Consider the following 12,693-nt stretch of genomic DNA (forward strand, 5'->3'; position numbering starts at 1 on the left):
AGTAGACACCGGCGGCAGTGATAATCTGAGACGATTGAGTTTACTGGATCGCCCGCTTTCGCGGGCGATGACAGTTGAGAGTGATGATGACAGCCAGAGTGATGGACACCTCAGCGTCCCAAACTCACTTCTTCGTCCGAGCTTCCGCCAGGCCATCCCGCGCCAGTTGATCCGCGCGTTCGTTCTCGGCATGGCCGGCATGGCCCTTGACCCAGTGCCAGCGGATTTCATGCGTGTGCAGCGCTGCATCCAGCCGCTGCCAGAGATCGACATTCTTCACCGGCTTCTTGTCGGCGGTCTTCCAGCCATTGCGCTTCCAGCCGTGGATCCAGCTCATGATGCCGTTGCGCAGATACTGGCTGTCGGTGTGGAGATCCACGCTGCAAGGTTTCTTCAGCGCTTCCAGCGCGGAAATGGCCGCCATCAGCTCCATCCGATTATTGGTCGTATGCGCCTCGCCGCCCTTCAGCTCTTTCTCCGCATCGCCGAAACGCAGGATCGCGCCCCAGCCGCCGGGGCCGGGATTTCCTGAACAGGCGCCGTCCGTATAGATCGTAACCGGCTGTGTGCTCACGCAGGCTGTCCCGCAGTCTCAAGGCCGTAATCGGCCATGCTCTTCACCGCCTGATGAAAACGCAGCTTGCGGACATATTCCAGCGGATCCTTCGGCTTCACGAAGGCGCCTTCCGGCACGTTGAGGAAATCCACCAGCCGCGTCAGCAGGAAGCGGATCGCCGAGCCGCGCGCCAGCAGCGGGAAGGCCGCCTGCTCGGCTTCAGTGAGCGGGCGCACCTTGTTATAGGCATTCAGCAGCGCGCGGGCCTTGGTCGCATTGAAGGACAGGTCCGGCTCGAAGCACCAGGCGTTCAGGCAGATCGCCACGTCGTAAGCCAGCATGTCGTTGCAGGAGAACGGGAAGTCGATCAGGCCTGACAGGTTATCGCCGAGGAAGAATACATTGTCCGGAAACAGATCGGCATGGATCACGCCGTCCGGCAGATCGCTCGGCCACTGCGCGGCGAGATCGGCCAGCTCGGTCTCGAGAAAGGCACGCAGACCCGGTTGCACCGTATCGGCGCGTGGGGCTGCGAGATCGAGCAGATGCCGCCAGCCTTCCACCGAGAGATTGTTCGCGCGCCTGAGCGGGAAATCAGCCCCCGCCACATGCATGCGGGCCAGCGCATCGCCCACACCGGCGCAATGCACCGCCGTCGGCCGGCGCGGCCACATGCCTTCGAGAAAGTTGATGATCGCGGCGGGCCGTCCAGCCAGCGATGAATACACCGCCCCGTCATGGGTCTTCTGCGGCTGCGGGCAGTTGACGCCGCGCGCGCACAGATGCGCCATCAGGCCGAGAAAATAAGGCAGATCATCCAGCGCCACGCGCTTCTCATAGAGCGTGAGGATATACGCGCCCTTCGAGGTGTGCAGCAGGTAGTTGGAATTCTCGACGCCTTCGGCGATGCCCTTGTAGGAGAGCAGTTCGCCGATGTCGTATTGCTTCAGGAAGTCCGCGAGATCGTCATTGGCGACGTCGGTGTAGACCGCCATCGCATCAAGCGGCGGCTTCGGGACGCAGCGAGCGCGGCAACGGGAAGAACTCGTTCTCCTCGGCAGCCGACACCGTCTCCACATTCAGCGTGTAGCGCTGCGCGAAGGCGTCCATGATTTCCTCGACGATCACTTCCGGCGCCGAGGCGCCCGCGGTGATGCCAAGGCTGGTGATGCCTTCGAACATGCTCCAGTCGAGATCGCTGGCGCGCTGCGCCAGCACCGACACGCGGCAGCCCTCACGCTCGGCAACTTCGCGCAGGCGCTGGGAATTCGACGAGTTCGGCGCACCGACCACGATCAAGGCGTCCACCACCGGCGCCACCTTCTTCACCGCCAGCTGGCGGTTGGTGGTGGCGTAGCAGATGTCTTCCTTGTGCGGGCCGTTGATGTTCGGGAAGCGCTCCTTGAGCACGGCCACGATTTCGGCGGTGTCGTCGATCGACAGCGTGGTCTGGGTGACGAAAGCCAGGTTGTCCGGATTCTTCGGCTGGAAGGTCTGGGCATCCTCGGCGGTCTCGATCAGCTCGACCGCGCCGGGCGGCAGCTGGCCGACGGTGCCGACCACTTCCGGGTGATGCGAATGACCGATCAGCAGGATCTCGCGGCCGCGCTTGAAGTGGATCGCAGCCTCGCGGTGCACCTTGGTCACCAGCGGGCAGGTCGCATCGAGCGAGAAGAAATTGCGCTGGCGGGCATCCTCGGGAACCGACTTCGGCACGCCATGGGCGGAGAACACGACCGGAGCGGTAGTATTGTCCGGAATCTCCGCAAGTTCCTCGACGAAAATGGCGCCCTTAGTCTTCAGGCTGTCCACGACATATTTGTTATGCACGATCTCGTGGCGGACATAGACCGGCGCACCATGGATGGCCAATGCGCGTTCCACCGTATCGATTGCCCGCACCACACCGGCGCAGAAGCCGCGCGGCGAGCAAAGAACGATTTTCAGGGCCGGTTTGGTCATATCGGGGCGATCCATGTGCCTTGATTTGGAGAATTGGGCGCCTGAAAACAGGCGCGCGCAGTCAAATTGACGAAAATCAGCCAAAGAGCTTGTCTGCATAAGGACTTGGGGCCGGTTTACGGCGCTGTCAAGGCCGAAACGTCCGCCATTGCGCGGTCGGCCCGGCGCAGCTTATATAGAAGGCTAATTCCCCGTCATCACCGATGACCAGACGGCTTCGCCTCCCAAAGAGGTGGGCGAAGCGCAAAGGAGATTTGCCATGAGCAATGCCCCGCTGATGCCAAAGGCGACGGCCGTGTGGCTGGTGGACAACACCGCGCTGACCTTCGAACAGGTCGCCGATTTCACCAAGATGCATGTGCTCGAAGTCCGCGCCATTGCCGATGGCGACGCCGCCCAGGGCATCAAGGGCATGGATCCGATTTCGAACGGCCAGCTGACCCGCGACGAGATCGAGCGCGGCGAAGGCGACGCGAATTACCGCCTGAAGCTCGAAGAGAGCAAGGTGGTGCTGCCGCCCGCCGCCAAGAAGAAGGGCCCACGCTATACCCCTGTGTCGCGCCGCCACGAGCGCCCGAGCGCCATCCTGTGGCTGGTCCGCAACCATCCGGAACTCAAGGACGCCCAGATCATGCGCCTTGTCGGCACCACCAAGACGACGATCGCCTCGATCCGCGACCGCACCCACTGGAACGCGCAGACCCTGACCCCGATGGATCCGGTGACCCTCGGTCTGTGCTCGCAGATCGAACTCGACTTCGAAGTGCAGCGCGCGGCCAAGGAAAAGCCGCTGGACCAGCAGGCCTATGGCGGCGCCACGCTACTGCCGGCCTCGGAAACCACCCGCAAGGAAGAGTACGAAGGCGCCGAACGCGGCGACGACGACCTCAATGTGGATGCCGTGTTCGCCAAGCTGAAGGGCATCGGCGGCGGCAAGCGCGCGGACGACGAAGAATAAGTGCAAGCGATTGCTGGGAATGCAGAACGCGGCGGGGAAACTCGCCGCGTTTTTTGTTTAAGCAGAGTTACTTAAAACACTTATAGGTTGCATAAATCGCCTTTCCTCACGTAAACGACTTCTCATCATCCGTGAGCGGGGGCGGCACTGATGAAAGTCAGGGACGCTATTCAACTGATTGAAAATGACGGCTGGTTTCTCGTCGTCACGCGCGGCAGCCACCGGCAGTTCAAACATGCGGTCAAGCCCGGACGCGTCACGATCGCTGGCAAATTATCGGACGAGATTGCGCCGGGCACATTTGCAAGTATCTTGAAACAGGCGGGCCTGAAGGAGAAACGCTGATGCGTTACGCAGTGGTGATCGAGAAGGCCGAAAATAATTATTCAGCCTATGTGCCGGATTTGCCTGGCTGCATCGCGACCGGCGAAACTGTGCAGGCGGTCGAGAATGAGATTCGTGATGCTATCCGCTTTCATATCGACGGATTGAAGGAAGACGGGCAGCCGGTGCCCGCTCCTACGAGTATTGCCGACTACGTCGAAGCGTAGCGCCGTTCCCTCCCCCAAGCGGCGCAGCCGCGCCGTGGGGCGGGTGGATCGAACGCGCACCGTTCGAGACGGGTGGGGTGTTTCCCCAAGCTCGGACGTCACGTCGGGAGAGTCCCCACCCGGCGCTACGCGCCACCCTCCCCGCTGCGCCGCTTCGCGGCTTGGGGGAGGAAAAGACGCGCTTCTCACGCCTTCTTCAAAAACTCCACGCGCAGCACCAGGCCCTTCACCTTGTCGGTGCGGCCTTCGATTTCGTCTTCGTTGTCCGTCAGGTGAATGTTCTTGATCACCGTGCCGCGCTTCAGCACCGTGGACGAGCCTTTCAGCTTGAGGTCCTTGATGAGCGTGACGGTGTCGCCTTCCGCCAGCAGCGCGCCGTTCGAATCCCTGACCTTGATATCCATAATCTCTTCCTGATGGTGCGATAGTATTGGCGGCGACCCAACAGGATGCGGGCGCGGAAAGCAACCATGTCAGCCACAAAAAGAAGGGCCGACTTGCGTCGGCCCCTCAGTCACACAGAGAACGAAAAATCAGAACTTGTAGGTGATGCCGGTGCCGATCAGCCATGGATCGAGCTTGACCTGACCGGTGATGGGCGTGCCGTTAGCCAGCGTGCCTTCCCAGTTCGGGCGCAGCCACAGCTTCTTGACGTCGACGTTCCAGCCCCAGTGCTTGTCGATCATGTAGTCGAAGCCGAATTGCAGGACGGGCGCTGCCGAATCCTTCAGGTGGCTCTCGATCACCGTGCCGCCGGCAGCCGACTGGCTGAAGAACCAGGTGTAGTTCACACCGGCGCCGATATAGGGCTTGAACGCACCGAGCTCAGTGAAGTGATACTGGAAAGTGAGGGTCGGTGGCAGCAGCCAGGACTTGCCCACATCGACGCCGGCCAGTGCATCGGAGCCTGACACGCTGTGCTTGGTGACGCCAAGGATGATCTCGGCGGCGAGATTCTTGGTGAAGAAATAGGTGATGTCGAGCTCGGGGATGACCTGATCCGAGGTCTTCAGGCTGGAGCCGGCGACCTGATTGACGTGACCGCCATTCTCCGGGACCACGCCGAGCACGCGCAGGCGGATCATCCAGGGATTCCAGGCTTCCACCACCGGCGCCTTGTAGATCGGCTTCACGGCGGCCAGATCGGCTGCGTGGCTAGCTGTGGAAATGCCGGTGATGGCCGTCGCCGCCAGCAGCAGCGACATCGTGGTCCAGATCGTCTTCATGGCAGAGCGCCCCAACTTTCGAATTGACTCGGGTGAATGATCCCACCGTCGGTCTACGCGAAAGACGACACCTGGCTGATGCAGACGTTGATGTCGCTCAAAGCAACGGCGCAGCTCAGCGACTGCGCGCGGAAGCGTTGCAGGAGGGACACACGGAATTGAGGGATATCAAGGAGCAGTTGCCCTTCTCCGCCCCTCATGGTGAGGAGGCGCCTCTTCGGCGCCGTCTCGAACCATGAGATATTGGAGCTCGATGCCATCCTTCGAGACGCGGCCTGCGGCCGCTCCTCAGGATGAGGGGGAGCGTCACGGCCGGTTCGGATTGTTCAGCATGTATTCGCCGAGATCGCGCTGCTTGCGATCGGCGCGGGCGATGGCGTTGCTGCGCTGGACATCGCGATCCTTGCGGCAGGCCGAATATTCCGGCGAGCCAACGGCGACGCCATTGGCGCGGCAGACCGCATCGTCATCATCGCCCATGCTCGACATCGGCACATCGGAGCGCCGCGCGCAGGCGCCCAGCAACGTGGCGGCGAGCGTGAGGGCGATGAGAGATGTCGGGGCGAGGCGCATGGCGAGTCCTGTCGGCAATGTGGCGCCTGTTTAGCGCGAAATGCGGGGATTGTAAGGTGGGGCCGTAGGATGGGTTGAGCGGAGGCGCGAAGCGCCGGAGTGATACCCATCACCGCACGCTCAGGCATTCGGGGCGATGGGTATCGCTTCGCTCAACCCATCCTACCAGCGAGTGCCACGCCGATCTCGTCCAGTGCCTTGGGATCCTCGATGGTCGCCGGCATGGTCCAGGTCTCGCCATCTGCGATCTTCTTGATGGTGCCGCGCAGGATTTTTCCGGACCGCGTCTTCGGCAGACGCGTCACCGCGATGGCGAGCTTGAAGGCGGCGACGGGGCCGAGCTTGTCGCGCACCAGGGCCACGACTTCCTTCTCGATCTCGGCATTGGAGCGATCGACGCCTGCCTTCAGCACCAGGAAACCACAGGGCACCTCGCCCTTGATGTTGTCCTTGATACCCAGCACCGCGCATTCGGCAACGTCGGGATGGGAGGCGAGAATCTCCTCCATGCCGCCGGTGGAAAGCCGATGCCCCGCGACATTGATGATGTCGTCGGTGCGGCCCATCACATAGACATAACCGTCGTCATCGAGATAACCGGCATCGGAGGTTTTGTAGTAGCCGGGGAATTCGTTGAAATAGGCCTCCTTGCAGCGCGCGTCCTGCTCCCACAGTGTGGGCAGACAGGCCGGCGGCATCGGCAGCTTGATGACGATGGAGCCCATGGTGCCCGCAGGCACCGGCTTTGCGGCTTCATCCACCACCTCGATCTTGTAGCCGGGCATCGGCACCGTCGGCGAGCCGTGCTTCACCGGCAACTGACCCAGGCCGACCGGATTGCCGGCGATGCACCAGCCGGTCTCGGTCTGCCACCAGTGATCGATCACCGGCACTTTCAGTTGCTTCTCGGCCCAATCCACGGTCGGCGGATCGGCGCGCTCACCGGCGAGGAACAATGTGCGGAAATGCGACAGATCGTATTTGCGGATGAAAGCGCCGTCGGGATCGTCCTTGCGGATGGCGCGGAAGGCCGTCGGCGCCGTGAAAAAGGCGACGGCCTTGTGCTCGGAGATGACACGCCAGAACGCACCGGCATCGGGCGTGCCCACCGGCTTGCCCTCATACATGATCGAGGTCGCGCCATGAAACAGAGGCGCATAGATGATGTAGCTGTGACCGACCACCCAGCCGATATCGGAGCCGCACCACCAGACCTCGCCGGGTTTCACGCCGTAGAGATTCTGCATCGACCAGGCGAGTGCGACCGCATGTCCGCCATTGTCGCGCACGACGCCTTTCGGTTTGCCGGTGGTGCCTGATGTGTAGAGGATATAGAGCGGATCGGTGGCCTGCACCGGCACGCAATCGGCCGATTTTTTCGCAGCAATCGCCTTCTCGCGCAGCTCCGTCCAATCGTGATCGCGACCCGCGACAAGATCGCAGCGCTGCTGCGGTCGCTGCAGGATGATGCAGCCGCCCGGCTTCGCGCTGGAGAGCGCAATCGCTTCATCGAGCAGCGGCTTGTACTGCACGATGCGGCCGGGCTCGATGCCGCAGCTGGCGGACAGGATCAGTTTCGGCCGCGCATCGTCGATGCGGGTCGCGAGTTCCTTGGCCGCGAAGCCGCCGAACACCACCGAATGCACCGCGCCGATGCGCGCGCAGGCCAGCATGGCGACCACGGCTTCCGGCACCATCGGCATATAGAGAATGACGCGATCGCCCTTGCCGACACCGTGCTCCTGCAGGATCGCACCGAGGACCTGGGTCTCGTGCAGCAATTCGGCATAAGTGAATTTGCGGATCTCGCCGGTCAGCGGCGAATCGTGGATCAGCGCGACCTGATCGGCGCGGCCAGGGATGTGGCGATCCAGGGCATTGTAGCAGGTATTGAGCACGCCACCGGCGAACCAGCGGCCATAGAGGCCCTGCGTGGGATCAAACACCTTATCCGCCGGCTTGATCCAGTCGATCGCCTTTGCCGCCTCGCCCCAGAAGCGCTCCGGATCGGACAGCGACTGGGCGTGCACCTCGTGATAGCGGCTGGTCGTCATGGCGTCTCCCCCGTCCCCGTTATCGATACCGGGGTTATTGCCTCCTGATTGTCACGCGATGCGCAGCTATTTCAAGGGCGCCTTTGGTTGTGGCTGCACCGACATCTTCGCGCCCATCCGCTCGATCTCCTGCGCCAGCGCCTTGTAATTGGCGCGCACCGCCTCATTCTGCGGATCCAATTTCATCGCCGCGCCAAAATCGCGGATGGCGCGCGGGCGGTCCCCCTTCTTGCGCAGCAATTCGCCGCGGGCATTGAGCAGGTCGGGCCGTGACAGATCGATCTTCAGCGCCGAATCGTAGTCGGCGATGGCCGGATCGAGCTGATCCTTGCGCGCATAGGCGGCGCCACGTGCACTCGCTGCCTTTAGGCGGTCGGCCGTTGCCACTTTCTCGTTGCTGATTAGGTCACCACAAATGGCAATGATCCTGTCGTCATCGACGGCCGCGATCGCCGCGAAGCATGGCGCCGTATCGACCTTCGGCACCGGCGGCGTCTCCGGATCGGTATCGACAGCCGCATTGGCATTGAATGAGCTGAGCAGATAGGTGGCAGCGATAAAATAGATCGGCAGTCGCATTACTTGATCAGGCCCTTCTCGCGATAATAGCGCAGCGCGCCCGGATGCAGCGGCACCGGGCTGCGGCTCACCGCCGTGGCGAGCTTGATCTCATGCCCGGCACGATGGGCAACGGCAAGTTCATCCACCGCATCGAACAGGCCTTTCGTCATCTGATAGGCGAGTTCATCGCTCACAGCCGTGCTGGTCACCAGATAGTTCATCACCGATGCGGTCGGCACCGGCTTCGCCTGGCCGCGATAGGTGTCCGCCGGAATGATGGCAGAGCGAAACGGCGCGCCGAGTTTCCTCACCACCGATGACGGGACCGGCACCAGCACCGTGTCGCTGTTGTCAGTCAGTTCCTTGATCGATGTGACCCCGAGGCCGGCGGATTGCAGCGACGCGTCGAGCTTGTTCTCGATCATCTGTTTGGTGGATTCCGCAAAGGGGATCGTCTCGACACGCTTGAGCGATTTGAAGCTCATGCCTGCCGCCTTGAAGATCGCGCGGGCCTCAAGCTCGGTGCCCGACTTCTCCGCCCCGACGGCCAGGCTCTTGCCCTTCAGGTCCGCGAGCGACCGAATGCCGCTCGCCTTGGTCGCGACGATCTGGATGTAGTTCGGATAGAGCGCGCCGATGACGCGCAGGCGATCCAGCTTGCCGGCAAAACCCGCCTCGGCATCGCCGCGCCAGCCAGACATCAGCGCATCACCGAGCGCGAAGGCGACTTGGCCAGTGCCCTGCTGCAGCCGCATCAGGTTCTCGACCGAACCATCGGTTGTTTCCACCAGCACCTTGGCGCCGGGAATATCCGCATAGACCATCGCGATGCTGACGCCGAGCGGATAGTAGACGCCTGAACTGCCGCCGGTCAGTACCGCAATCGGCTCGGCACGCGCCGGCGCCGCCCACAGGGCGAACATAACCGCGAGCGCTGCAATGCAGCGTCGGTTTCCTGTGGTTCGATATGTCATCGTTCAAAGGGTGGACCGTGCACAACGAGTGGTCAATCCGCACATCGCCGCAACGCGCGCGAGGCCCCGCAAGCCGACGAAAGTTTCAGCGGTAAGCCCTTGCGCCAGCCGGTCAAAACGGCATGAATGCGGCGCATTAAAACTAATAAGGCCGGCAAATCCGGCTCGCGGGAAAATCCCGAGGGAAGAAACATGGCTGACGACAAAGCGCACGCGACCGATGTCAACAAGATCGTCGAGGCGGAGATTGTCTCCGACGCGACGATGCAGAAGGTCGAGGAGCTCATCGAAGCCGAGGAAGGCGCGGCCAACCGGCTGATCGGCTGGGCCGGCCTGATCTGCACCGGCATTGCCGTGAGCATGAGCCTGTTCCACCTCTATGCCGCCTATGCGATCGTACCGACGCAGGAACTGCGCTACATCCATGTCGCCTTCACGCTGATCCTCGCCTTCCTGCTGTTCCCCGTCGCCAAGCGGTTCCGTGACCGTCTGCGCTGGTGGGACATCCTGCCCGGCATCATCGCCATTGCCACCATCGTCTATGCGCTGTGGGGCGGCGAGGACTTTACAGACCGCGCCACCCTGCCCGACCGGATGGACGTGATCGTCGGCGTCGTCTTCATCCTCCTGCTGCTGGAAGCGACGCGGCGCACCACCGGCTGGATCATGCCGGTCGTCTCCATCTTCTTCATCGCCTATGCCATGCTCGGCCCGCACCTGCCGGCGCCCTGGACCCATCGCGGCTATGACCTGCCGCGCCTGGTCGGCCATCTCTTCATCACGCTGGAAGGCATCTTTGGCGTTGCGGTGGACGTCTCGGCGACGCTGATCATCCTGTTCACCATCTATGGCGCGTTCCTCGCGCAATCCGGCGCCGGAAAGTTCTTCATCGATTTCTCGCTGGCGCTGATGGGCAACAAGCCCAATGCCGCCGGCCGCACCGTGGTGCTGTCGTCCTTCCTACTCGGCGGCCCGTCGGGCTCCGGCGTCGCCACTACCGTCATGATCGGCACCGTGGCCGCGCCGATGCTGAAAAAGGCTGGTTTCGAGAAGAATGCCGCGGGCGGCCTGCTCGCGGCGGGTGGTCTTGGCGCCATCCTGTCGCCGCCGGTGCTGGGCGCTGCCGCGTTCCTGATCGCTGAATTCCTCAAGATCAGCTATCTCGACGTGATCTGGATGGCGACCATCCCGACCATTCTCTACTACCTGTCACTGCTGATCATGGTGGAGATCGACGCCAAGCGCTTTGGCGCCAAGAACGTCAATTTCACGCCCGAGCTTGGCCTCGGCACCATGACCAGGCGCTACGGCTTCCACTTCATCTCGCTACTCGCCGTCGTCGTCTTCATGATCATCGGCTTCTCGCCGGCGCTGTCGGTGTTCTATGCGATCGTGGTGACGTTTGCGCTCAGCTTCCTGCGCAAGGACACCGCCTTAATGCCGAAGAAGCTGGTGAAGGCACTGTCGGAAGGCTCGATCGGCGCGCTCAATGCAGCCACGACCTGCGCCTGCGCGGGCATCGTTGTCGGCGTCGTTACACTCACCGGGCTTGGCCTGAAATTCTCCTCCATCGTCATCGCCTATGCCGGCGGCAGCCTGCTGCTGACGGCGCTGTATACGGCGCTGATCGTCTGGATCATCGGCCTCGCGGTGCCGGTGACCGCGTCCTACATCATCTGCGCCGTGATCGCGGCCCCTGCGCTGATCAAGCTCGGCGTGCCCGATTACGCCGCGCACATGTTCATCTTCTACTATGCCGTGCTGTCGGAGGTCTCGCCGCCGACCGCATTGTCGCCTTTCGCAGCCGCTGCGATTACCGGCGGCGACCCCTACCGCACCACGCTGCAATCCTGGAAGTACACGCTACCGGCCTTCCTGGTGCCATTCGTCTTCGTCTGCGATCCCCAGGGCGTCGGCCTGCTGCTGTCAATCCCCAAGGGCGGCTCGTGGGTGGACATCGTCGAGATCACCTTCAAGACCACCTGCGGCCTGCTGGCGCTCGCGGCCTGCGCGCAGAACTGGGGTCTGCGACAAAATACGCCGATCGAGCGCGGGTTGCTTCTGCTATCGGGATTGCTGCTGGTGTTTCCGAGCCTGATCGAGGCGATCATCGAAAGCATCATCGGCCGCGACATCAGCTACACATTCTTGCCAGGCCTGATCATCGGTCTCGGCGTCCTGCTCTGGCAGATGCGCACGCGCACCCAGCCAGTGACGGCATAGGAGACGACAAGAAAAACAAGACCAGCGGACGCTGCAGATAAGCAGCGCCGCCAACTTCAGGGAGTGCAACGATGAAATGGACGGCTCTCGGCTTCGCTCTGCTCGGCATCGCCAGCATAGCGAATCCTGCAACGGCGCAAGAAAAGACCATCGCGATTGCGACCGGCGGTACCGGCGGCATCTTCTATCCGCTCGGCGGCGGCCTTGCGAACCTGCTGTCCAAGAAGCTCCCGCACACCCAGGCGACAGGCGAAGTCACGGGCGGCAGCGTCGATAACATCAAGCTGCTGGAAAGCGGACAGGCCGATCTCGGCTTCATGACCGGCGACGTCGCCTCCGACGCCATCAAGGGCGAGCAAAAATTCAAGAAGCCGGTGCCGCTGCGCACCATCGTCGCCGTCTATTCCAGCCCCGTGCATGTGGTGACCATCGCCGGCACCGGGATCGAGACATTCGCCGACCTCAAGGGCAAGCGCATCTCGGGCGGCGCGCCGGGTTCGGCGTCAGAGGCGCAGACTTTCCGCCTGCTGGAAGCGGCCGGCCTCGACAAGGACAAGGACGTCAAGCGTGAGCGCCTGTCGGTCGCGGAATCCGCTGCAGCGTTGAAAGACCGCAAGATCGACGCCTTCTTCTGGGGCGGCGGCGTGCCGACCGCCGCGGTGGTCGATCTCGCAGCCACGCCGGGCGTTCATATCAAGCTGATCGACATCGACTATCTGCTGGAGCCGATCGTCAAGAAATACGGCCAGATCTTTGCACCGAGCGTGATCAAGGCCGGCAGCTATCCCGGCCAGACCACCGACAGCAAGGGCTTTGCCGCCTGGAACCAGATCATGGCCACCGACAAGATGTCGGACGAGACAGCTTACGCGATCACCAAGGCGATCTTCGAGAACAAGGCCGATCTCTTCGCCGTCCATAAAGAAGCCGAGAACATCAATCTCGCCACGCAGACGGCCGCGGAGTCTCCGGCGCCGTATCATCCCGGCACGCTCAAATATCTCAAGGAAGTCGGCGCGGTGAAGTGATCACCGCGACATCATGAAAAACTGGAG

At 62.4% G+C, this 12,693-nt stretch carries 14 protein-coding genes; 5 read left to right on the top strand and 9 right to left on the bottom strand.

Annotated features, from left to right (window positions below):
- Positions 1–124: 124 nt before the first annotated feature.
- Genes rnhA through ispH form a run of 3 tightly spaced genes read right to left on the bottom strand, consistent with a single transcriptional unit; the run spans position 125 to position 2,518 of the window.
- Positions 125–574 carry a ribonuclease HI gene (rnhA, locus tag ACIQ2A_RS01770; protein WP_398475099.1) on the bottom strand — a complete coding sequence of 150 codons (450 nt, stop codon included), beginning with the start codon at positions 572–574 and terminating at the stop codon, positions 125–127.
- On the bottom strand, positions 571–1,551 hold the full coding sequence (locus tag ACIQ2A_RS01775) for a homoserine kinase (protein WP_398475101.1): 981 nt from the start codon (positions 1,549–1,551) through the stop codon (positions 571–573). The genes rnhA and ACIQ2A_RS01775 overlap by 4 nt, the downstream gene beginning before the upstream one ends.
- A 4-nt stretch (positions 1,552–1,555) precedes the next feature.
- The gene (gene ispH, locus ACIQ2A_RS01780; RefSeq protein ID WP_398475103.1) at positions 1,556–2,518 is read right to left on the bottom strand and encodes a 4-hydroxy-3-methylbut-2-enyl diphosphate reductase; all 963 of its coding nucleotides are present in this window, start codon (positions 2,516–2,518) and stop codon (positions 1,556–1,558) included.
- A gap of 259 nt (positions 2,519–2,777) precedes the next feature.
- On the opposite strand from ispH, the gene ACIQ2A_RS01785 reads away from it, so the two are divergent.
- The 3 genes from ACIQ2A_RS01785 to ACIQ2A_RS01795 all read left to right on the top strand — a co-directional run bounded on the left by ACIQ2A_RS01785 (position 2,778) and on the right by ACIQ2A_RS01795 (position 4,027).
- Positions 2,778–3,476, top strand: coding sequence for a DUF1013 domain-containing protein (locus ACIQ2A_RS01785; RefSeq protein WP_398475105.1), 699 nt, complete (start codon positions 2,778–2,780; stop codon positions 3,474–3,476).
- Positions 3,477–3,626: 150 nt separating this feature from the next.
- Positions 3,627–3,821: a type II toxin-antitoxin system HicA family toxin gene (locus tag ACIQ2A_RS01790; protein ID WP_398475107.1), complete on the top strand. Its 195-nt coding sequence runs from the start codon at positions 3,627–3,629 to the stop codon at positions 3,819–3,821.
- Positions 3,821–4,027, top strand: a complete 207-nt coding sequence (locus tag ACIQ2A_RS01795) for a type II toxin-antitoxin system HicB family antitoxin (protein ID WP_398475109.1) — start codon at positions 3,821–3,823, stop codon at positions 4,025–4,027. The genes ACIQ2A_RS01790 and ACIQ2A_RS01795 overlap by 1 nt, the downstream gene beginning before the upstream one ends.
- Positions 4,028–4,212: 185 nt before the next feature.
- Here ACIQ2A_RS01795 and ACIQ2A_RS01800 read toward each other — a convergent pair whose 3' ends face one another.
- The 6 genes from ACIQ2A_RS01800 to ACIQ2A_RS01825 form a co-directional block, all read right to left on the bottom strand.
- Positions 4,213–4,431, bottom strand: coding sequence for an alkylphosphonate utilization protein (locus ACIQ2A_RS01800; RefSeq protein WP_299806192.1), 219 nt, complete (start codon positions 4,429–4,431; stop codon positions 4,213–4,215).
- 129 nt (positions 4,432–4,560) lie between these two features.
- Positions 4,561–5,232 carry an OmpW family protein gene (locus ACIQ2A_RS01805; RefSeq protein ID WP_398475205.1) on the bottom strand — a complete coding sequence of 224 codons (672 nt, stop codon included), beginning with the start codon at positions 5,230–5,232 and terminating at the stop codon, positions 4,561–4,563.
- A gap of 327 nt (positions 5,233–5,559) precedes the next feature.
- Positions 5,560–5,826 carry a hypothetical protein gene (locus ACIQ2A_RS01810; RefSeq protein ID WP_398475112.1) on the bottom strand — a complete coding sequence of 89 codons (267 nt, stop codon included), beginning with the start codon at positions 5,824–5,826 and terminating at the stop codon, positions 5,560–5,562.
- Positions 5,827–5,978: 152 nt separating this feature from the next.
- Positions 5,979–7,880 (bottom strand): propionyl-CoA synthetase, encoded by a 1,902-nt coding sequence (locus ACIQ2A_RS01815; protein ID WP_398475114.1) that lies wholly within the window; start codon positions 7,878–7,880, stop codon positions 5,979–5,981.
- Between the two features lie 66 nt (positions 7,881–7,946).
- The gene (locus ACIQ2A_RS01820; RefSeq protein WP_398475116.1) at positions 7,947–8,459 is read right to left on the bottom strand and encodes a tetratricopeptide repeat protein; all 513 of its coding nucleotides are present in this window, start codon (positions 8,457–8,459) and stop codon (positions 7,947–7,949) included.
- Positions 8,459–9,415 (bottom strand): TAXI family TRAP transporter solute-binding subunit, encoded by a 957-nt coding sequence (locus tag ACIQ2A_RS01825; RefSeq protein ID WP_398475118.1) that lies wholly within the window; start codon positions 9,413–9,415, stop codon positions 8,459–8,461. Before ACIQ2A_RS01825 ends, ACIQ2A_RS01820 begins: the two co-directional genes overlap by 1 nt.
- A 192-nt stretch (positions 9,416–9,607) precedes the next feature.
- On the opposite strand from ACIQ2A_RS01825, the gene ACIQ2A_RS01830 reads away from it, so the two are divergent.
- Both ACIQ2A_RS01830 and ACIQ2A_RS01835 read left to right on the top strand, forming a co-directional pair.
- Complete coding sequence (locus tag ACIQ2A_RS01830) at positions 9,608–11,638, top strand: TRAP transporter permease (protein WP_398475120.1); 2,031 nt, start codon at positions 9,608–9,610, stop codon at positions 11,636–11,638.
- A gap of 71 nt (positions 11,639–11,709) precedes the next feature.
- On the top strand, positions 11,710–12,666 hold the full coding sequence (locus ACIQ2A_RS01835; RefSeq protein WP_398475122.1) for a TAXI family TRAP transporter solute-binding subunit: 957 nt from the start codon (positions 11,710–11,712) through the stop codon (positions 12,664–12,666).
- Positions 12,667–12,693: the final 27 nt, after the last annotated feature.

The organism is Tardiphaga sp. (assembly GCF_044336785.1).
Taxonomy (GTDB): Bacteria; Pseudomonadota; Alphaproteobacteria; order Rhizobiales; family Xanthobacteraceae; genus Tardiphaga.